Consider the following 20,341-nt stretch of genomic DNA (forward strand, 5'->3'; position numbering starts at 1 on the left):
GGGCCACAAACCCTCCGCCATCGGCGCCTTTGCAACACATTTGGTCAGGAGTTTCTTACTTGTGCCGGAGAACTCAGCGTGGCGCTTGATGAAATGACGCAACCGGACGGTACGCGCGTGTGGCGACTGACGCTGTGCATGGTCGGCGTGCTGACGATCCTTCGGCTGGCCGCCCTGTTCGCAACACCGTTCGAGCTCTACCCGGACGAGGCCCAGTACTGGCTGTGGTCGCGGACCCTGGATTTCGGCTATTTCTCCAAGCCGCCGATGATCGCCTGGCTGATCTGGGCCACCACCGCCATCGGTGGCGACTCCGAGGCCTGGGTGCGGATTTCGGCGCTGTTCCTGCACGGCGGCACGGCCCTGGTCATCGCCCGCATCGCCGGCAGGCTCTATGGCGGCTGGACCAGCCTGGCGGCGGCGGCGCTTTACGCCCTGATGCCGGGCATCCAGCTGTCGTCGGGCGTGATCACCACCGACGCGCCGCTGCTGTTTTTCCTGTCCCTGACCATCTGGGCCTATGTGTCTCTCCCGGCGCTGGAGGCCCGCCACAGGCTGCCGGTCGCCGTCGCCCTGGGGGCCGCCCTGGGCCTGGCCTTCCTGTCGAAATATGCAGCGGTGTATGTACTGGTCGGCCTGGGCGCCCATCTCGCCGCATCGCGCGAAGCGCGTCAGGTCTGGACGCTGCCGATGGCCGCCGCCGCCCTGGCCGCCCTGGCGATCGTCTTCTCGCCCAACCTGGCCTGGAACCTGACCCACCAATTTGCGACGCTGGAGCACACCGCCTCCAACGCCAACTGGAACGCCCGTCAACTGTTCAACATCCGCGAACTGATGGAGTTCATCGGCTCGCAGTTCGGCGTCTTCGGCCCCATCCCCTTCGCGGCTCTGGTCGGCGGGACGATCTGGCTGGGCGCCCAGCGCCGGCTCCAGCCCGCTGACCTTCTGCTGCTGTGCCTGGCGGCCCCGCCCCTGCTAACCGTGGCCGCCCAGGCCTTCGTCTCACGCGCTAACGCCAATTGGGCCGGCGTGGCCTACATCGCCGGCTCGATCCTGGCGGCAGCCTGGCTGCTGCGCTGGAACGCCCGCCGCTGGCTGATCGCCGCCGTCGCCATCCAGGCGGCGTTCTGCGCGGTCTTCATCGCCTGCATGGTCAATCCCCGGATTGCCGACAACATCGGCGCGTCCAACAGCTTCAAGCGCGTGCGCGGCTGGGAGCAGGGCGCGGAGACGATCATCGCCAGGGCCCGTGAGGAACAGGCCGCCGGCGGCCTGACCAGCATCGCCATGGACGACCGCTTCCTGTTCAACGTCACCGCCTATTACGGCCGCGACTATTTCAGCGCGCCCGGCGCCCCGCCGCTGAGGATGTGGGTGCACGAGGCCCGTCCGCAGAACCAGGCCGAGACCGAGGCCCCGCTGACCGCCGCCTCCGGCCGCCGCACCCTGATCGCCAGCCTGGAGGGCGACTACCGCGCCGAGATCGAGCAGGACTTCGCCCGGACCTCGGGGCTGGAAATCGTCCGCACACGTCTGGACCGCAAGCATGTGCGCCGCATGGACCTGTTCGTCGCCGAGGACTTCCGCCCCCTGCCCCGCGACCCGGTCACGGGTTTGCCGCCCAGGCCCGCCAGCAAGAAACCCTAGGCCAGATAGCCCAGCACCAGCGCCACCACCGCCGGAACGGTCTGGATCAGCAGGATCGACTTTTTGACGGTCACCGCGCCCCAGACGCCGGCAATGGCCACGCAAACCAGGCCGAAAGTCAGGAAGGCCGAGGCGGTGACGGGGTCCGGATAGAAGAGCCCCAGCGCCAGGGCCAGGACCAGAAAGCCGTTATAGCAGCCCTGGTTCGACATCGCCGGCTTGAGGATGACGGCGTTCTCGTCGGTCAGGCCGAAGGCCTTCTTGCCCCGGCTGTCGAACAGCACCGTCTCCAGCAGCACGATATAGATGTGGATCAGCAGGACGAGACCGGCGGCGATCTGGGCGGCGAGTAGCATGACGCGACCTCGTTAGAACGACAGTTCAGGCTGCATGGCGCCCGGCTGCTGGGTCTCGGGCAGGTGGCAGGTGAAGGTCGAGCCCGAACCCGGCTCGCTTTCCAGCGCCACCCAGCCGCCGTGCAGTTCGACCAGGGCCTTGACCAGGGCCAGGCCTAGGCCCGGGCCGCCGCGATCGCGACCGACAAAGCGGTCGAAGATATGGGCCTGGACATGGAACGGCACGCCGCGCCCGGTGTCGCGCACGTCCAGCCGCACCTCGCCCAGCGCCCGGCGGGCCGAGAGCGTGACGACGCCGTCCGGCGGGGTCTGGCGCAGGGCGTTCTCGACCAGATGGTCCAGGGTCTGGGACAGGCGCTTGAGGTCGCCGCGGATCAGGCCGACATCCTCGGCGCACTCGATGCTCAGGGTCACGCCGCCCAGGGTGGCGTCCTTGGTGGCGCGCTCGCGCGCCTCGACCAGAAGGTCGATGACCCGGATGTCCTGGATCTCCAGCGCCATCTCGCCGGCGTCGATCTGGGCCATGTCCAGCACGTCGTCGATCGAGCGGGCCAGCTGGGTGGCGGCGGCGCGGACGGCGGCCACATGGTTGCGGCCCCGCTCGTGCAGGCCGTCGGCCCGTTCCAGCAGCTCCGAATAGCCGATGATCGTGGTGAGCGGGGTGCGCAGCTCGTAGGAGACATTGCCGACGAAGTCGCGCTTCAGGCGCTCGGCCTCGGCCAGGGCGGCGGAGCGGTCGGCCAGGGCGCTTTGCAGGTCGCGGGTGTCGGTGACGTCGGTGAAGCCGATCAGGGTCGCGCCATCGGGCAGCGGCCGGCTCTGATACAGCACGATGCGGCCGTCGGAGGTGCGTACCTCGCCCGAGGTGGGCGCGCGCATCTGCGGATCGGGATCAGCGACCCGGCCCTTCAGCTCGCGCCAGAAGGCCAGGTCGTGCAGACGCGGCACGCACAGGTCGACCACGCCTTCGAAATCGACCGCCGCCTCCAGGGCCTGGGCCGTGACGTTCCAGAAGCTCTCGAAGGCGTCATTGTGCAGCCGCAGCCGGCCGTCGGAGCCGAACACGGCGACGGCGTCGTTCAGCTTGTCCAGCGTGGCCTTCTGCACCTGGATCAAGGCGTTGTACTGGGCCTTCAGCTTCAGCTCGCCGGTGATGTCGGAATAGAGCAGCAGCATGCCGCCCAGCGGGTGCGGCTGGCGCACCAGCTTCAGCGTCCGGCCATCAGGCAGACCCCACATGTCGTCGGCCTGGGGACCCAGATCCTCGTAGTGGGCCAGCTCCTCGGCTTTCCACTTGGCGTAGTCGATGGTCTCGGGCAGGCGGCGGCGCTGGCGCAGGCGGTCGAGAATCTCGCCATGGGTCGGACGATCGGCCAGCCAGGCGGGCTCAAGCCCCCATAGTTCGGCGAAGGCGGTGTTGTGGAAGGCCAGGCGGCGGGTCTGGCTGAAGATCGCGACGGCGTCGGCGATGTGGTTCAGCGTCTCGTCGTGAGCCTCGACATGTTTGCGAAGGGCGTCGCGGACATCCTCGATCTCGGTGACGTCACTGCAGAACACCCCGACCCCGCCGCCGTCCAGTGACTTGGCGGCGACGCGGAAGGCGCGGCGGCGGCCGTCGACATTGACCCAGCGCAGAGCCTCGCGACGCTCGCCCGAGGTCGCGGCCTCGACGGCCAGGGTGTCGGCGGCGCGGTCGAAGGTCTTGCCGCCCAGGGCGGCCGTCGCGGCCGAGGGCGCATCCACGGCGCGCAGATAGGCGGCGTTGCCCCAGACCGGCGCGCCGTCGGCGCTGGAGATCCAGGCCGGCTCGACCAGGCCGTCGACAAAGGCGGCGAAGCGGGCGGCCGACGGCAGGCCTTCCTCATTGGACGCCGCAGCCGCCAGGCGCAGCCAGGCCAGAGCGCCGGCGGCGCGGCCTTCGACGGAGACGGAGCCGACGGCGCCCTGGGCCTCGAAGGCGCAGGGCTCGCCGCGCTCGAACAGGCCGCGCAGACGCACGGTGTGATCCGGATCCAGCAGCATCAGGGCGGCCACCACCTCTTGCGCCCGGGCCTCGCAGCCCAGCACCACGGCGCAGGCGCCCAGGCTGTCGGCGCCGGACACGAGGGCGGCCTTGCCGTCCTCGACCGAGATCAGGGCGCTGTCGAAGGCTTCCGCCGAGGCTTGAGCCGCCAGGGCGCCGCTCTCCAGACTGGACAGCCGGCCCTGCAGTACGGCCAGCCTGGCCTCGAAACGCCGACGCTGGGCCAGAGCCCAAAGCGTCGCGCAAATGGCGAGGCAGACCGCGCCGGCCGCTGCCGCGAGGATCAGTTCATGCGAAGTCATCAGGCCGGTCGCTAAAGCCCCAGGCAGCCCACGAAGGTGGGTCCGCGAATCAGAATCACAGATTAGTCGGGCCGTGACCAGAGCGCGACCGGAACGGCTGTCGCAGGGCCCGATAGACAGCCTGTCGCACGCGGCTGGCGAAACCGGCCAATCGGTCTATCTGAGAGTTATGGAATGGACCTCTCGCCCCGCCCCGTCGCTCGATGATTTCGCCACCCTGGCCCAGGCCGCCTTCAAGGCCCTGCCCGAGCCGTTCGCCGGCCTGTCGGCCGATGTCGAAATCCGCATCGAGGACTTCGCCGCCGACGACGTGCTCGACGACCTGGGCATCGAAGACCCGTTCGAGCTGACCGGACTGTATCAGGGCGTGGACCTGGGCCGCCGCTCGGTGCTCGACTCCGGCGTCCACCCGTCGACGGTGTTCCTGTATCGCCGCCCGATCCTCGACGAATGGTGCGAGCGCGGCGACGTCACCCTGGACGAGCTGATCAGCCACGTGCTGGTTCACGAGATCGGCCACCATTTCGGCCTGTCCGACGACGACATCCACCGTATCGAGGACGACGCCTGATGACCCCGCCCCGCTTCGAGCTTGAGGCCTTCCGCGACCGGATGAGCGAGGGCTCGTTCGCCAACGGCCTTGACCTGGCCCAGGACGGTTCGGTCGCGCTGATCGCCCTCGAGGACGAGATCGTCACCGCCCATGTCCAGGGCGGCGAGCTCTATGTGGTCGAGCTGCGCCTGCCCGCCGAGGGAACCTGCACCTGCCCGGGCTTCGACAAGTTCGGGGCCTGCAAGCACCAGGTCGGGGTCGCGGCGGCCGTCAACGCGCTGGACACGGCCGGCCTGCAGAAGACGCAGAGCCGAATGGCCCGCCTGCGCGACGGCCTGGCCCTGGAAAGCCAGGACGCCCTGATCGAGCGCCTGGTCGAGCTGGCGCGGTTGCGGCCGGATGTGCTGGCGGCGCTGGAGGGCGGGCGCGAGGGGTAGCGCTCACGCGAGCCTGCCCTGAGGCCGGCCGCGCGCGACGGCGCGGCGCGGCGTCATTGACACGGCCTGACCTCAGAGCTCCAATTCCACCAAGGGTTTCAGGGCGCGCCAGCCTCCGCTGCGGCGGATGGCGGCTTTCGCTAGACAGACATGTTCAGGTCTAAGCATAAGCGACTATAAACCCCTTTGACCCATTTTAGAAAAAATGGCTTTTGACGCTGCCCAGGTCGAAACTTTAGTAAACGATATCCCCGGGCTATTTATGCTTTGGGCGATATTGTTCGTCCTAACGTGCCTTTGGCTGTGGACGGTGCCCAAGCTCTTCTACAAATCCGCGCTCCTCAGCTTCTCGTTTTCGCTGTTTTGCTGGCTCTCATGGGCTTTTCAGGGCTTCGGAAATCCCGGTCATTGGACGAGGTGGAGCTTGTTTGTGCTGTATGTCGTTGCAGTCCGTCTGATTGTTGGCAGTCGGCAGCAGATAGCTGATCGGCGGCGCGCAAACTCTATCGAACGTCGCCACTAGCGGAAGGTTCCAATGGGTCGGAACCGGAAACGGAAACGGCCCAATAAACGAGACCCACCCAAAACCTAGCCACCACCACCACTTCCCCCTATACCGCCCGCATGTTTGAAGGCCTCTCCCCCCTCGCCCGCGACGCACGCGCCTGGCCGTTCGAGCAGGCGCGCGCCCTGCTGGCCCGCACGCTGCGTCTGCGCCTGTCCGACGCCGAGCGCGATCTCGCCTCGGTCCTGATCAACGCCGGCAAGACCGACGAAGCGGTCGCCACGCTGGAAGCCCTGCGCAAACCGGTGGTGCTAGAGACCGGCTATGGTCCGTCGGGTCTGCCGCACATGGGCACCTTCGGCGAGGTGGCGCGCACGACCATGGTCCGCGCGGCGTTCCGCGCCCTGACGGATGACAAGATCCCCACGCGCCTGATCTCGTTCAGCGACGACATGGACGGCCTGCGCAAGATCCCGCCGAATGTGCCCAATGGCGAGGTCATGATCCCCGACCTCGACAAGCCGCTGACCGTGGTCCGCGACCCCTATGGCGAGTTCGAGAGCTTCGGCCACCATAACAATGCCCGCCTGCGCGCGTTCCTCGACGGGTTCGGCTTCGACTATGAGTTCGTGTCCTCCACCGACTGCTATCGCGGCGGCCGCTTTGACGAGACCCTGCTGATCGCCCTGGAGCGTTTCGACGCCATCCAGAAGATCATGCTGCCCTCGCTCGGCGAAGAGCGCCGGGCCACCTATTCGCCGTTCCTGCCGATCAGCCCCAAGACCGGCAAGGTGCTGCAGGTCCCGACCCTGGAGCGCAATGTCGCCAGGGGCACCATCGTGTTCCGCGACGAGGACGGCGAGCTGACCGAGGTTCCGGTAACCGGCGGCGGCGTCAAGATGCAGTGGCGTCCCGACTGGGCCATGCGCTGGACGGCCCTGGGCGTCGACTACGAGATGAGCGGCAAGGACCTGATCGACAGTGTCCGCCTGTCCAACCAGGTGTGCAAGGTGCTGGGCGGCTCACCGCCGGAAGGGTTCCACTACGAACTCTTCATGGACGAGAACAATCTGAAGATCTCCAAGACCAAGGGCAACGGCCTGACCATGGACGAGTGGCTGCGCTATGGCGCGCCCGAGAGCCTGGCCTACTACATGTTCCAGAGCCCCAAGTCGGCCAAGAAGCTCTATTTCGACGTCATCCCCAAGGCGACCGACGAATATCTCCAGCAGCTGGACGCCTACGCCAAGCAGGAGCCGAACAAGCAGATCGACAACCCGGCCTGGCACGTCCATTCGGGCAAGCCGCCGCAGCAGGGCTCGCCGGTGTCGTTCAGCCTGATGCTGAACCTGGTCTCGGCCGCCGACGCCTCGACCAAGGACATCCTGTGGGGCTTCCTGGGCCGCTATGTCGACGGCGCGACGCCGCAGACCCAGCCGCTGCTGGACCGCCTGGCCGGCTATGCGATCAACTACTACGAAGACTTCGTGAAGCCCTCGAAGACCTTCCGCGCCCCAACGGATGTCGAGCGCGCGGCGATCGTTGATCTGCGTGCGCGCCTGGCCGCGCTTCCGACCGATTGCCAGGACGCCGAGCTGATCCAGAACGAGGTGTTCGCGGTCGGCAAGGACCACGCCTTCGACCCTCTGCGCGCCTGGTTCCAGGCCCTTTACGAAGTGCTGCTCGGCCAAAGCCAGGGCCCGCGGTTTGGCTCGTTCGCGGCGATCTTCGGCCTGGACCGGACGATCGCCCTGATCGACGAAAAGCTGGGTTAGTTCGAAATAAATCCTCCCCCTCTGGGGGAGGACGGCCGCAGGCCCGGAGGGGGCCAGCGCGGCCTATGTCCAGCTAGCCCCCTCAGTCGCTCCGCGACAGCTCCCCCAGAGGGGGAGCAGCTAGAGCCCATCTTACCCGCGCTGGGTGAGTCCCCGTGCCTGCGACACCGTGACCCGTAAGGTGAATGAGCCCTGAATTGCGGGTTAAGGGAATGTCCGCATTTGTGGGCGTAAGGTTTCAGGATCAGAACCCCAAGGTTAGTCCAATGGCTTCGTTCACCCTTCGCCCCTCAGACCGTTCGGAATTCGATTCTCTGCTCGGTGACCTGACCAGCAAATTCCCCGGCGCCCATGTGGAAGCCGCGCACAACGACATCTGGGGCTCCTACCGGGTCGACGTGTCCTGCGACGCGCCCTGGGAAGGCGATCTGCTGGCCTATATCAATGGCCAGCACGGCACCTGCCCGCGCACCTAACGGCTACTGGCTGGCCCCCCAATTACTGGCTGGCCCAAAGTATCCGCGCGATCCAGGCCACGTCGCCGCGCTCCAGCACGCGGTCGCCATAGTCCCGGTTCAGTGACGTGAGCTCGATCGTCCGGGCCGTGACCCGCGACAGCTCCTTGGCCATCACTTCACCGTCATTGGTCTTGACCACCACCCGGTCGCCGCGGCGTGGCTCGATCGAGGGCGAGACCAGGATGCGGTCGCCGTCGCGAAACACCGGGACCATCGAGTCCCCGGAAATCTCCAAAGCATAGACGCCGTCTTCCTGCAGGCCAGGAAAGGCGATCTCGTCCCAGCCCTCGCCGGCGGGAAAGCCCGCATCGTCGAAGAAGCCGTCCGATCCGGCCTGGGCAAAGCCCAGCAGCGGCACGCCCCGCGCCTGCGGGCGCTTGGCCGTTTCGGTCAGGGCGGCGAATTCGGAAAAGCCCACGCCCGTGGCCTCCAGCACCTTGGCCAGGCTCTCGGTCGAGGGCCAGCGCGGGCGCGCCTCGGCGTCGGACGAGGTGCGCTTGGAGCGGTTGAAACTGGTGGGGTCCAGGCCCGCCATCTTGGCCATGGCCGAGGGGCTCATGTCGAAACGCTTTGCGAGCGCGTCAATCGCGGTCCAGATTTCGGTGTGCGAAAGCGCCGTCATGTCGCGAGCTCCAGCGTGGCCGTGGCGGCAGGAAAATAAGCCGCAAGGCTAGGAAAGTAAACCTATTCAGATGGCCTCAAGTTGACGTTTACGTAAACGTTGACGTCAACGGAAACCCGGAATAGGGTGATCAACGATAACAAAGCGGCCCCGCCGCGTAGCTGGGCCTTTCCTCTTGGGAGGTTTCTATGTTGGCCGACCTGCGTCGTCCCGAGCGGACGTTCACGATCCGCAATCTCTGCAACGAATTCAAAGCCACGCCTCGCGCCCTGCGCTTCTATGAGGACAAGGGCCTGCTCAATCCGGCCCGCGAAGGCCTCAACCGCGTCTATTCCCACAAGGACCGCGTCCGCCTGCAACTGATCCTGCGCGGCAAGCGCGTGGGCCTGTCGCTGTCGGAAATCCGCGAACTGCTGGACCTGTATGACGAGAACGACGACGGCGCGGCCCAGATGGCCCGATCGCTGAAGAAGTTCCGTGAACGCGCCACGGCGCTGGAGCAGCAACGCGAAGACATCGACGGCGCCCTGATCGAACTGCACCAGGCCTGCGCCCGTCTCGAACAGCGCCTGGCCGAGATCCGCCCCGACCTGCTGCCGCGCGCCGCCGACTATGACCAGGTGCTGCGCGCCCGGCTGGACGGTCACGCAGACGCCGCCTTGGGCAAGTAAGCCTTACCCTCTTTCTACACTCTCATAGTCCAGGACCTTCCATGACCTACCAGGCGCCCGTTCGCGATCACGTCTTCATCCTGCGCGACATGCTGAACATCGATCAGCACGGCCAACTGCCGGCCTTCGCCGACGCCTCGTTCGATACGGTCGAGCAGATTCTGGAAGCCGCGGCCCAGTTCACCGGCGAGGTGCTGGCCCCGCTGAACGCCGTGGGAGACAAGCACGGCTGCGTGCTGGACAAGGACACCAACGAAGTCACCACCCCGCCGGGTTTCAAGGAAGCCTACAAGCAGCTGTGTGAAGGCGGCTGGACGGGTCTGGGCTCCGACCCCGCCTATGGCGGCCAGGGCCTGCCACATGTCGTCAATCTGGCGTTCAGCGAGATGTCGAGCTCGGCCAACATGGCGTTTTCGATGTATCCGGGCCTGGCCCACGGCGCCTATTCGGCCATCCACACCGGCGGCACCGACGCGCAGAAGGAACTCTATCTGCCCAAGATGGTGACCGGCGAATGGACCGGCACCATGAACCTGACCGAGCCGCATTGCGGCACGGACCTCGGTTTGCTGCGCACCAAGGCGGTTCCGCAGGCTGACGGCACGTATCGCATCACTGGCCAGAAGATCTGGATCAGCGCCGGCGAGCACGACATGGCCGACAACATCGTCCACCTGGTGCTGGCCCGCATCGAAGGCGCCCCGGCCGGCGTGAAGGGCATCTCGCTGTTCATCGTACCCAAGTTCCTGCCCAAGGAAGACGGCTCGGTGGGCGAGCGCAATGTCGGCGCCAAGTGCGTGGGCCTTGAAGAGAAGATGGGCATCCACGGCAACGCCACCTGCGTCATGCAATATGAAGACGCCAAGGGCTGGCTGATCGGCGGCGAGAACGCCGGCCTGAGGATCATGTTCGTGATGATGAACGAGGCCCGCCTGGGCGTCGGCATGCAGGGCGTGGCCCAGGGCGAGGCCGCCTATCAGGCCGCCGCCGCCTTCGCCAAGGACCGCCTGCAGGGCCGCTCGCTGACCGGCCCCAAGAACGCCGACGGCCCGGCCGATCCGATCATCGTCCATCCGGACGTGCGTCGCATGCTGCTGGAGAGCAAGGCCCTGATCGAAGGCGGCCGCGCCTTCCTGTTCTGGACCGCCCTGCACGGCGACCTGGCCCACGCCCACCCCGACGAAAAGGTCCGGGAAAAGGCCGAGGACTATATGGGCCTGATGACGCCCGTGCTGAAAGGCTATCTGACCGACAAGGGCTTCAAGATCTGTTCGGACGCGGTGCAGGTGCACGGCGGCAGCGGCTTCACCGAGCACTTCCCGGTCAGCCAGTTCATGCGCGATTGCCGCATCGCCCTGATCTATGAAGGCACCAATGGCGTTCAGGCCCTGGACCTGGTGGGCCGCAAGCTGGCCTCCAAGGGCGGCCGCGCGGTGATGACCTTCTTCCAGGAAATCGACCAGTTCATCGGCGAGAACGACACCGACGAAGGCCTCAAGCCCTTCATCACGGCCTTGGCCGAGGTGAAGGCCCAGATGCAGGACGGCACGATGTGGCTGATGCAGAACGGCCTGCAGAACCCCGACAACGCCGGCGCGGCCTCGACCGACTACATGCACCTCTTCGGCCTGACGGGCCTGGCCTATATGTGGGCCCTGCAGGTCAAGGCGGCCCAGGCCAAGATCGCGGCCGGCTCGTCCGATCCGTTCTACTCGACCAAGGTGATCACGGCGCAATATTTCATCGAACGCATCTTGCCTGACGCTGGGGCGCATCTGACCAAACTCAAGACGGGCTCAGCGACCCTGATGGCGCTGCCTGCGGAGGCTTTCTGATCATGAGCGTGCTCGACGTCGCAAAACCGGCTTTCATGGCGGAGGAAGACATCGCGATCTTTGACGACGCGGTCGGCAAGTTCTTCGACGAGCACGCGCCTGAAGCGACGGTTGCGCAGTGGCGCAAGAACCACTGCGTCGATCGCGACATGTGGACCAAGGCGGGGGAGGCCGGCTTGCTGGGCCTCTCCGTGCCGGAGGAATATGGCGGGGCCGGCGGCGACTATCGCCACGAGGTCGTGCTGATGGAACAGCTGGGCCTCAAGGGCGTGGATGGCTTCGGCATCAGCCTGCACAACGCCATCATCATGCCCTATCTCGTCCACTACGGGACCGAAGAGCAGAAGCGCCGCTGGCTGCCCAGAATGGCCACCGGCGAACTGGTCGGCGCGATCGCCATGACCGAGCCCGGCGCAGGCTCGGACCTTCAGGGCATCAAGACCACCGCCAAGAAGGTCGGCAACCAGTATGTCATCAACGGCTCCAAGACCTTCATCACCAACGGTCAGACCGCCAATCTGATCATCGTGGTCGCCAAGACCGACGCCGCCGCCGGCGCGCGCGGCACCTCGCTCCTCATGGTCGAGACCGATGGAGCCGAAGGCTTCGAGCGTGGCCGCAACCTCGACAAGCTGGGCCAGGAAGCCCAGGACACGTCGGAACTGTTCTTCAACGACGTCAAGGTTCCGACCGAGAACCTGCTGGGCGTCGACGAGGGCCAGGGCTTCTTCCAGTTGATGGGCCAACTGCCGCAGGAGCGCCTGAACATCGGCGTTCAGGGCATGGCCACCATCGAGCGGGCGCTGGAGCTGACCATCGCCTATGTCAAGGAGCGCCGGGCCTTCGGCAAGGCGATCCTTGATTTCCAGAACACCCAGTTCGTGCTGGCCGAATGCAAGACCGAGGCGACCGTCGCCCGCGTCTTCATCAATCACTGCATCGAGCAGCATCTGGCCGGCAAGCTGGACGCCTCGACTGCCTCGATGGCCAAGTACTGGGTCAGCGACCTGGAGAACAAGATCGTCGACCGCTGCCTGCAGCTGTTCGGCGGCTATGGTTTCATGAACGAGTATCCGATCGCCCGCATGTACCGTGACAGCCGCGTCCAGCGGATCTATGGCGGCACCAACGAGGTGATGAAGATCCTGATCGCGAGGACGCTCTAACCATGCTCGTCGAGGCCGCCATCGCGTTCTGCGTCACCAACACGTCCGACCAGGCCGTGGTGGGTCGCGTGCGCGATCGTGACCCTGCGGCAGCCAGGCCGGCGCTCGACAAGGTGGCGCCGGGCCAGACGGGCTGCGTCAGCTTTCCCGCCGGCCTGATGATGCCGATGCTTCACCTGTCGCTGGATGGCGCCAGCGCCGAGACGACCTGCCAGACCGCCCGCATGTTCAGGGCCGGCGACAAGGTCAGCTTCACCTACGGGCGCGCGCCATCCGGCCTTGGTCACTGCTACGCAACGGAGGTCACCCGATGATGGTCGAAGCCCCGCCCCAGGACGCCCGCGCGGCCGTGGTCTGCGTCCGCGCCGATCCCAAGGGTCGGCGGCCCTTGAGCTTTTCCGGCAAACTGGTCGGCAAACGCCCCCAGCCCGGCGAGTTCAAGCTGCCGCTCAAGCCCGGCGTCGATGTCTGCAACAATCTGCTGCGCTCCAAGATCGCGACCTGGACTCTAGAGGTCACCACCTCGGGCTTCACACCCTGCACCCTGCCGGCGCCGGAGTTTGGCTATCGGGTCACCTACAGCGCCAAGGCGACGCGGGGTTTGCAATGCGCCCAGATCGCCAAGTCGCCCATCGGGACCTGGAAATAATGTCGGTCCACACCGCGACCATCTCCTGGACCCTCGAGCCCGGCGCGGACTTTCCCAAGGGCCGCTATAGCCGCGTCCACACGCTGTCCTTCGACGGCGGCGTGACCACGACCGGCTCGGCCTCGCCCTCGGTGGTGCCCCTGCCGTGGTCGGATCCGGCCGGCGTCGATCCCGAAGAGATGTTCGTCGCGGCCCTGTCGGCCTGCCACATGCTGACCTTCCTGGATCTGGCCCGCCGGGCCAGGTTCGTCATCACCGCCTATGCCGATAGGGCCGAAGGCGTGATGACCAAAAATGATCATGGCGCGATGTGGGTCAGCACGGTCGCCCTGCGCCCCCGCATCACCTACGAGGGCGCGCCGCCCAGCGAGGCCGAGGAAACGGCCCTGCACGAGGCCGCCCACCACGCCTGTTTCATCGCCAATTCGGTTCGCACGGATGTGCGGGTCGAGCCGGCGCTTACCCCACACCCCGTTTAGACGACGCAGGAAGGAGCCATCAAATGGCCGACGCTTACATCTTTGACGCCGTGCGCACCCCGCGCGGCAAGGGCAAGAAGGACGGATCTCTGCACGAGATCACCTCGCTGTCCCTGGCCAGCCAGGTCCTGGAAGCCCTCCGCGACCGCAACAACCTCGACACGTCCTATGTCGACGACGTCGTGCTCGGCTGCGTCGCCCCCGTGGGCGAGCAGGGCAGCGACATCGCCCGCACCGCCGTCCTGACCGCCGACTACGCCGAGAGCGTCGCCGGCGTGCAGATCAACCGCTTCTGCGCCTCGGGCCTGGAAGCCGTGAACATGGCGGCCGCCAAGGTCGCCTCCGGCGAGGCCCAGCTGGCCATCGGCGGCGGCGTCGAGAGCATGAGCCGCGTGCCCATGGGCAGCGACGGCGGCGCCTGGCCGACCGACCCGTCCTCGGCCTTCAAGACCTATTTCGCCCCGCAGGGCGTTTCGGCAGACCTGATTGCCTCGCTTTACGGCTTCTCGCGCGATGACGTCGACGCCTATGCCGTCGAAAGCCAGCGCCGCGCCGCCGCCTCGTGGGCGGATGGCCGCTTCAAGAAGTCGGTCATCGGCGTCAAGGACCAGCTGGGCATCACCATCCTGGATCACGACGAGACCGTGCGCGGCTCGACCACCATGCAGACCCTGGCCTCGCTGAACGCCTCGTTCACGGGCATGGGCGAGATGGCCTTCGACGCCGTGGTCACCCAGCGCTATCCGCAGGTGGAAAAGATCAATCACGTCCACCACGCCGGAAACAGCTCGGGCATCGTCGACGGCGCCGCCGGCGTGCTGATCGGCAGCAAGGAAATGGGCGAGGCCCTGGGCCTGAAGCCCCGCGGCCGCATCAAGGGCGCCGCCTCGATCGGCAGCGAGCCCTCGATCATGCTCACGGGGCCCTCGCTGGTCACTGAAAAGCTGCTCAAGCGCCTGGGCATGGGCGTGAAGGACATCGACCTCTATGAACTGAACGAGGCCTTCGCCGCCGTCGTCCTGCGCATGATGCAGGCGCTGGACATCCCGCACGACAAGATGAACGTCAACGGCGGCGCTATCGCCATGGGTCACCCCCTGGGCGCAACCGGCGCGATGCTGATCAGCACCATGCTCGACGAACTGGAGCGCTCCGACAAGGAGACCGCCCTGATCACCCTGTGCGTCGGCGCCGGCATGGGCACCGCCACCGTCATCGAACGCGTCTAAGCACCGACCTCAAGGAACTAACACCATGGAAAACTTCAAGATCGAGGTCGATTCCGACGGCGTGGCCCTGGTCACCTTCGACGTGCCCGGCCGGACGATGAACACCCTGACCGCTTCGGTGATCAAGGAAATCGGCGACGTCGTCGAGACCATCAAGAGCGACGCCAATATCAAGGGCGCCGTCATCACCTCGGGCAAGACGACCGGCTTCTGCGCCGGCGCCGACTTGGGCGAACTGGGCGGCTCCGGCGGCCTGGGCGGCGGCGGCTCTGGCGAAGAAGGCCTGAAGGCCGCCTTCGAAGCGGGCTTCGCGCTCAACAAGGCGTTCCGCGCCCTGGAAACCTGCGGCAAGCCGGTGGCCGCGGCCATCAATGGCCTGGCCATGGGCGGCGGTCTCGAGATCGCTCTCGCCTGCCACTACCGCGTCGTGGCCGACAACCCGAAGATCCAGCTGGCCCTGCCGGAAGCCAAGGTCGGCCTGCTGCCGGGCGCCGGCGGCACCCAGCGTCTGCCGCGCCTGATGGGCGTGATGAACGCCGCGCCCTACCTGCTGGAAGGCAAGTCGATGAAGCCGGCCGAGGCGCTCGCCGCCAAGGTCGTGCATGAAGTGGTGGCCGCCGATCAGGTGGTCGAGGCCGCCAAGACCTGGGTCAAGACCAAGGGCGACCCCGTCGCCCCGTGGGACAAGAAGGACTTCAAGCTGCCCGGCGGCGGCCCCTACAGCCCCGGCGGCAGCCAGGTGTTCGTGATGGGCAACGCCATGCTGCGCAAGAGCACCTATGGCAACTATCCGGCCCAGCTGAACATCATGAAGGCGGTCTATGAAGGCACCCAGGTGCCCTTCGACGCCGCCCTGCGGATCGAGACCCGCTACTTCCTCAAGACCATGATGACGCCCCAGGCCAAGGGCATGATCCGCACCCTGTTCCTCTCCCTCCAGGAGCTGGGCAAAGGTTCGGGCCGTCCCGCCGGCGTGCCGCACTATGACGTCAAGAAGGTCGCCGTTCTGGGCGCCGGCATGATGGGCGCGGGCATTGCCTACGTCCAGGCCATGGCCGGCATCGAAAGCGTGCTGATCGACCAGACCCAGGAAGCCGCCGACAAGGGCAAGGGCTATGCCGAAGCCCTGGTCAAGAAGGCCGTCTCGCGCGGCAAAATGACCGCCGAGAAGGGTGAGAAGGTCCTGGCCCTGATCACCCCGACCACGGACTATGCCCTGGTCAAGGGTTCGGACCTGGTCGTGGAAGCCGTGTTCGAGAACCGCGAAGTGAAGGCCGACGTCACCAAGAAGGCCGAAGCCCAGCTGGCCGACACCGCCATCTTCGGCTCCAACACCTCGACCCTGCCGATCACCGGCCTGTCGAAGGCGTCGGTGCGTCCCGCCTCGTTCATCGGCATCCACTTCTTCTCGCCGGTCGACAAGATGGGCCTGGTCGAGATCATCATGGGTGAGGCGACCAGCCAGGAAGCCCTGGCCAAGTCGATCGACTACGTCCTGAAGATCAAGAAGACCCCGATCGTCGTCAATGACAGCCGTGGTTTCTACACCTCGCGCTGCTTCGGCACCTTCGTGCAGGAAGGCCTGGAAATGATGGCCGAGGGCATCGCCCCGGCGATCATCGACAATGTCGGCCGCGCCACCGGCATGCCGCGCGGTCCGCTGGAGATGAACGACGACGTCGCGCTGGACCTCTCCTACAAGATCGGCGAGCAGACCAAGAAGGACCTCGGCGACAAGTACGAGGAGCGTCCCTTCGCGCCCGTCCTTGAAAAGATGGTCGTCGAGCTGGGCCGCCTGGGCCGCAAGAACGGCAAGGGCTTCTACGACTATCCGGAAAGCGGCGCCAAGCGCATCTGGCCGGGCCTGGCCGAGCTGATGCCGGTGACCACCGCTGACGCCGACAAGGCCCTGATCGAGGAGATCCGCACGCGCCTCCTCTATCGCCAGGCCGTGGAAGCCGCCCGCTGCTTCGAGGAAGGCGTCATCGTCGATCCGCGCGAAGCCGATGTCGGCGCGATCCTGGGCTGGGGCTTCGCGCCCTGGACCGGCGGTCCCGTCAGCATGATCGACGGCATCGGCCTGAAGGCCTTTGTCGAGGGCTGCGACGCCCTCGCCCAGAAGTTCGGTTCGCGCTTCACGCCGCCGAAGCTGCTGCGCGAAATGGCCGAGAAGGGCGAAACCTTCTACAGCCGCTTTGGCGTCAAGACGAAGGCGGCGGCGTAAAGCTTCCTCCATCGCTGAGACTGGAGAGGGCCCGGCGGCGACGCCGGGCCCTTTTCATTTCAGCGCGGCCGCGCCGGTTGTGAATCGCCGCCGGGCCAAGTCAGCCATGGCGCTGCGACCCCAACGGGCTTAGCCTGTTGCCATGCGCAACACCCTCACCGGCGACGACCGTGTCCTCCTCGACCGCTATGTCGAGAGCGTCCTGCTGCGATTTAGCGACAACCGCTACAATCTGGGCGAAGCGACCCAGGAACTGGCCGAGGCCTTCGTGCGGGTGGCGGCGGGCGAGCCCGACTGGCTGGGCCACATGCGCGGTGTGATCGAGGCCGGCGACGACGCCTGAGCCACAACGGAAAAGGGCCCCGCCTTGCGGCGGGGCCCCTCGCTCTCCAGCGTTAGGCGTCGACTACCAGCTCTTGGTGAGGGTCAGGTAGGCGCGACGTTCAGCTTCCAGGCCGGCCGTCTGACGTTGGCTCTTCTCGATCAGGTTCTGACCGCTGAGCGCCGCCGTGAAGCCTTGCTCGAACTGGTAGGCCACGCGACCGCCGACCGAAGCATAGCCCTCGACAGGGACCAGAGCCGAAGACGCGTTGTAAGCGTCGAAGCCCCCGACATAACGGACATAGCCGTCAGCCGCCCAGGTGGCGTTTTCCCAACCCAAGGCGACATTGCCGCGATAGGCCGGGGTGGTCCGGGAGAAGGCGCCGCCGCGACCCACGCTCGAGTAGCGGGCCAGCGTCTGATCCTCGATGTCGATCCAGGTGTAGTCGCCGCTCCAGTGATAGCCGCCCTCGACCTTGCCCGAGGCCTTCAGCTCGAAGCCCTTCATCTTGGAATCGCCGATGTTGCGATAGCTGATGATCGGCAGGGTGGTCGCGGTCGGCGCGATGTCCAGCTGTGCCGTCGATGCCTGGCCCTTCACGTCCTCGGTCTTTTGCACGAACACCGAAGCGCCGATCTTGGCGTTCAGGGCCGGCAGGGCGCGGTCGTAGCCCAGCTCGAAGTTGCTGACGATCGACGGCTTCAGGGCCGGGTTGCCGATGACGCCGATGGTGAACGGGCCCTGGACGACCTTCAGCTGAACAGCGCCGAGATCGACCAGGGTCGGGACCTGGATGCCCTTGGCGACGGTGGCACGGATCGTGTCGAAGTCGGTCGGACGATAGACGAGACCGACATTGTAGCTGGTCTCCTTGATCGAGCGGTTCCAGAGGGCGTTGTTGGCCGACGGGAAACCAGCCGGGAACAGGCCCGACCGCTCGAGGTCCAGCTTGTCGTAGCGAACGGCGGCGGTCGTCGACAGCTTGTCGCTGATCGCCCAGTTCCACATGCCGGAGGCCGCCAGAACATCATAAGCCAGTTGGCCACCAGCGAGCGGGGCGGTGTTCACCTCATTGTGGCGGTATTCGCCGCCGACGCGGAAGGTGTGCTTGGCCCCGACCTTGAACAGGTCCTGAGCGCTGACGACGGTGATCTTGTTGTCGAACTTGCTCGGCTGGCCGACCACCAGATGCTTGGCCGACAGGGTGTTTTGATAGGCCGACAGCTCGACGGTGCCGAACTTGGTTTCCGACGCCAGGGCGCCCTTCACCGAGCTGGTTACGTACTTGGTCGGCGAATAGCTGTTGTTGGACAGCAGTTCGCTGATCTGAACGTTCGACCACGAGCCTTCGATACGTAGTTCGGTCTTGTCGGTCAGCTGGGTCAGGGTGTCGAGATTGGCCGAGACGCGAGCCGGATCGGTCAGCAGGTTCTTGGCGATGCCGACGGTGTTCTTCCACTCGTCCATCTGGGACGCGCCGGCCGAGAGTCGGGCCGAGAACTTGTCGCCCAGCTTCACGGTCTTGACGGCCGAGATTTCCTGGTGCCCGCCCACGCCCGCGCGGAGGGTGACCGAGCCAACATTGTCGAACTTGGGGTTGAAGGTGATGATGTTGACCACGCCGCCCACAGCGTTGAAGCCGAACAGGGCGCTGTTTGGGCCCTTGACCACCTCGATCTGGCGGATTTCTTCCAGCTGCACCGGCAGGGTGGCCCAGGCAGTATAGCCGTAGTGGTCGAGATAGACCTGGCGACCATTGATCAGGACCAGAAGACGCGGCGACATCGCCTTGTCGTAGCCGCGGACGCTGATGTCCGAACCGGCGGCGCCGGCGTTCAGAACGTCCAGGCCCGAGACGCGGCTCAGGAGGGTGGGCAGGTCGGTGGCGCCCGAGCGCTTGATGTCGGCGGCGGAGATGATCTCCATGGCCACCGGGGCCTCGGTCGAACGCTGCGGCGAACCGGTGGCGCTGGTGGTGACGGGCTCGTTGAACAGCTGCTCCATCGCGCCGTAGTCGATCGACTGGGCGGAAGCGGCGGTGGCCGAGGCCAGGATGAGGAAGCCGACCGAAGCGCCGGCGAAGAGAGTCGTTTTCATGGGTTTGTCTCGTTCGTTCGCTGGGGTCAGACTTCGCGGATCATCATGCGGAAGGCGGCCTTGAAGACCGCACCGACCGCAGCGGCGGCGGCGCGATTGACCACGATCTCCACCTTGGGATCGGCCGAGGTGCTCATGACACAGGCGCCGCTGGTGACGCAGGACATGTCCGAACCGATGGTGATGATCTTCTTGCCCTTGGCGGCGGCGCCGACCGGGCCGGCATTGACGCCGGTGGTGATGTAGAGCGCCGCGACACCCGAAACGCCGGCCACGTCGCCGGCTTCGACAGGCTTGCCGACCACGGTCAGGGCGCCGGCGCTGAGGCCCGCGCCGATCGCGGCCATGATGGCATTCTTTTCGGCGACGGAGGCCGGCTTGGACGGGTCGAAGACCACGCCCAGCGTGGCTTTGCCGGTCGGGCCATTTTCGAGGAAGGTGAGCACCCGGCCAGCGAGCTTCAGGTCCTGGACGGCGTCAGCGTGAGCGCTGATCGGTGCGGCGACGAGCGCCATGGCGCACAGCGCCAGGACACCGGACTTGGTCTTTTTCAACATGCTGTTTATCCCCTACCCAATTTCATTCGGGCCTTGCTGTGGGGGAGAAAGAGCCAAATTAGTAAACAGAGCGTAACCCAGTTTCGGATAACGGCTTTATATGGTCAAATCTGGGGCCTATTCGTAATTAGTTTGTCACGATCAATATGAGTTTATGCTAATTTTTTTAGAACTTCTGCAGCTCTATATCATATCTATACTTCACAGAAAGACTACAGAGAGACCTTTAGGCAGATCCCTATATTGACTTGTCATAAAAGAGACATCGTTTCGGCGGGGCAGCAACAGGAGAAAAAGATATCCGCGCCAAGGAAACCCGATGTGCTGCACAGAAATAGCTGAAACGGACATTTTGTCGCATTGGCGCCAAAATC

General features: G+C 65.8%; 19 protein-coding genes. 14 read left to right on the plus strand and 5 right to left on the minus strand.

Annotated features, from left to right (window positions below):
• Positions 1 to 93 precede the first annotated feature (93 nt).
• Entirely contained in the window at positions 94 to 1,647 is a 1,554-nt protein-coding gene (locus ACN2C8_RS16940) for an ArnT family glycosyltransferase (RefSeq protein ID WP_419255909.1), read from the plus strand.
• Here the strand turns inward: ACN2C8_RS16940 and ACN2C8_RS16945 are convergent.
• Together ACN2C8_RS16945 and ACN2C8_RS16950 are read right to left on the minus strand one after the other, a co-directional pair.
• Positions 1,644 to 2,003 carry a DUF1304 domain-containing protein gene (locus ACN2C8_RS16945; protein WP_419253203.1) on the minus strand — a complete coding sequence of 120 codons (360 nt, stop codon included), beginning with the start codon at positions 2,001 to 2,003 and terminating at the stop codon, positions 1,644 to 1,646. The genes ACN2C8_RS16940 and ACN2C8_RS16945 overlap by 4 nt on opposite strands.
• A 12-nt stretch (positions 2,004 to 2,015) precedes the next feature.
• On the minus strand, positions 2,016 to 4,328 hold the full coding sequence (locus tag ACN2C8_RS16950) for an ATP-binding protein (RefSeq protein ID WP_419253204.1): 2,313 nt from the start codon (positions 4,326 to 4,328) through the stop codon (positions 2,016 to 2,018).
• A gap of 169 nt (positions 4,329 to 4,497) precedes the next feature.
• On the opposite strand from ACN2C8_RS16950, the gene ACN2C8_RS16955 reads away from it, so the two are divergent.
• The 4 genes from ACN2C8_RS16955 to ACN2C8_RS16970 all read left to right on the plus strand — a co-directional run bounded on the left by ACN2C8_RS16955 (position 4,498) and on the right by ACN2C8_RS16970 (position 8,074).
• Entirely contained in the window at positions 4,498 to 4,899 is a 402-nt protein-coding gene (locus tag ACN2C8_RS16955) for a metallopeptidase family protein (protein WP_419255910.1), read from the plus strand.
• Positions 4,899 to 5,318 carry an SWIM zinc finger family protein gene (locus ACN2C8_RS16960; RefSeq protein WP_419253205.1) on the plus strand — a complete coding sequence of 140 codons (420 nt, stop codon included), beginning with the start codon at positions 4,899 to 4,901 and terminating at the stop codon, positions 5,316 to 5,318. The genes ACN2C8_RS16955 and ACN2C8_RS16960 overlap by 1 nt, the downstream gene beginning before the upstream one ends.
• 624 nt (positions 5,319 to 5,942) lie before the next feature.
• On the plus strand, positions 5,943 to 7,598 hold the full coding sequence (locus ACN2C8_RS16965) for a lysine--tRNA ligase (RefSeq protein ID WP_419253206.1): 1,656 nt from the start codon (positions 5,943 to 5,945) through the stop codon (positions 7,596 to 7,598).
• 266 nt (positions 7,599 to 7,864) lie between these two features.
• Entirely contained in the window at positions 7,865 to 8,074 is a 210-nt protein-coding gene (locus ACN2C8_RS16970) for a hypothetical protein (protein WP_419253207.1), read from the plus strand.
• Positions 8,075 to 8,096: 22 nt separating this feature from the next.
• On the opposite strand, the gene ACN2C8_RS16975 is transcribed toward ACN2C8_RS16970, so the two are convergent.
• Positions 8,097 to 8,738 carry a S24 family peptidase gene (locus ACN2C8_RS16975; RefSeq protein ID WP_419253208.1) on the minus strand — a complete coding sequence of 214 codons (642 nt, stop codon included), beginning with the start codon at positions 8,736 to 8,738 and terminating at the stop codon, positions 8,097 to 8,099.
• Between the two features lie 191 nt (positions 8,739 to 8,929).
• Between ACN2C8_RS16975 and ACN2C8_RS16980 the strand changes: the two genes are divergently transcribed.
• The 9 genes from ACN2C8_RS16980 to ACN2C8_RS17020 all read left to right on the plus strand — a co-directional run bounded on the left by ACN2C8_RS16980 (position 8,930) and on the right by ACN2C8_RS17020 (position 17,334).
• Positions 8,930 to 9,409, plus strand: a complete 480-nt coding sequence (locus ACN2C8_RS16980) for a MerR family transcriptional regulator (RefSeq protein WP_419255911.1) — start codon at positions 8,930 to 8,932, stop codon at positions 9,407 to 9,409.
• Positions 9,410 to 9,450: 41 nt separating this feature from the next.
• Positions 9,451 to 11,244 carry an acyl-CoA dehydrogenase C-terminal domain-containing protein gene (locus tag ACN2C8_RS16985; RefSeq protein ID WP_419253209.1) on the plus strand — a complete coding sequence of 598 codons (1,794 nt, stop codon included), beginning with the start codon at positions 9,451 to 9,453 and terminating at the stop codon, positions 11,242 to 11,244.
• Positions 11,245 to 11,246: 2 nt separating this feature from the next.
• On the plus strand, positions 11,247 to 12,410 hold the full coding sequence (locus tag ACN2C8_RS16990) for an acyl-CoA dehydrogenase family protein (protein ID WP_419253210.1): 1,164 nt from the start codon (positions 11,247 to 11,249) through the stop codon (positions 12,408 to 12,410).
• A 2-nt stretch (positions 12,411 to 12,412) separates the two neighbouring features.
• On the plus strand, positions 12,413 to 12,724 hold the full coding sequence (locus ACN2C8_RS16995) for a hypothetical protein (RefSeq protein WP_419253211.1): 312 nt from the start codon (positions 12,413 to 12,415) through the stop codon (positions 12,722 to 12,724).
• Positions 12,721 to 13,059, plus strand: coding sequence for a hypothetical protein (locus ACN2C8_RS17000; RefSeq protein WP_419253212.1), 339 nt, complete (start codon positions 12,721 to 12,723; stop codon positions 13,057 to 13,059). Before ACN2C8_RS16995 ends, ACN2C8_RS17000 begins: the two co-directional genes overlap by 4 nt.
• Entirely contained in the window at positions 13,059 to 13,538 is a 480-nt protein-coding gene (locus ACN2C8_RS17005; protein ID WP_419253213.1) for an OsmC family protein, read from the plus strand. Before ACN2C8_RS17000 ends, ACN2C8_RS17005 begins: the two co-directional genes overlap by 1 nt.
• Positions 13,539 to 13,561: 23 nt before the next feature.
• On the plus strand, positions 13,562 to 14,767 hold the full coding sequence (locus tag ACN2C8_RS17010; protein ID WP_419253214.1) for an acetyl-CoA C-acetyltransferase: 1,206 nt from the start codon (positions 13,562 to 13,564) through the stop codon (positions 14,765 to 14,767).
• Positions 14,768 to 14,792: 25 nt separating this feature from the next.
• Positions 14,793 to 16,991: a 3-hydroxyacyl-CoA dehydrogenase NAD-binding domain-containing protein gene (locus ACN2C8_RS17015; protein ID WP_419253215.1), complete on the plus strand. Its 2,199-nt coding sequence runs from the start codon at positions 14,793 to 14,795 to the stop codon at positions 16,989 to 16,991.
• 142 nt (positions 16,992 to 17,133) lie between these two features.
• On the plus strand, positions 17,134 to 17,334 hold the full coding sequence (locus tag ACN2C8_RS17020; RefSeq protein WP_419253216.1) for a hypothetical protein: 201 nt from the start codon (positions 17,134 to 17,136) through the stop codon (positions 17,332 to 17,334).
• A 63-nt stretch (positions 17,335 to 17,397) separates the two neighbouring features.
• On the opposite strand, the gene ACN2C8_RS17025 is transcribed toward ACN2C8_RS17020, so the two are convergent.
• Both ACN2C8_RS17025 and ACN2C8_RS17030 read right to left on the minus strand, forming a co-directional pair.
• On the minus strand, positions 17,398 to 19,410 hold the full coding sequence (locus tag ACN2C8_RS17025) for a TonB-dependent receptor plug domain-containing protein (RefSeq protein ID WP_419253217.1): 2,013 nt from the start codon (positions 19,408 to 19,410) through the stop codon (positions 17,398 to 17,400).
• 26 nt (positions 19,411 to 19,436) lie between these two features.
• Entirely contained in the window at positions 19,437 to 19,967 is a 531-nt protein-coding gene (locus tag ACN2C8_RS17030; RefSeq protein ID WP_419253218.1) for a hypothetical protein, read from the minus strand.
• Between the last annotated feature and the right edge of the window lie 374 nt (positions 19,968 to 20,341).

This window comes from Caulobacter sp. ErkDOM-C, assembly GCF_048541825.1.
GTDB lineage: Bacteria > Pseudomonadota > Alphaproteobacteria > Caulobacterales > Caulobacteraceae > Caulobacter.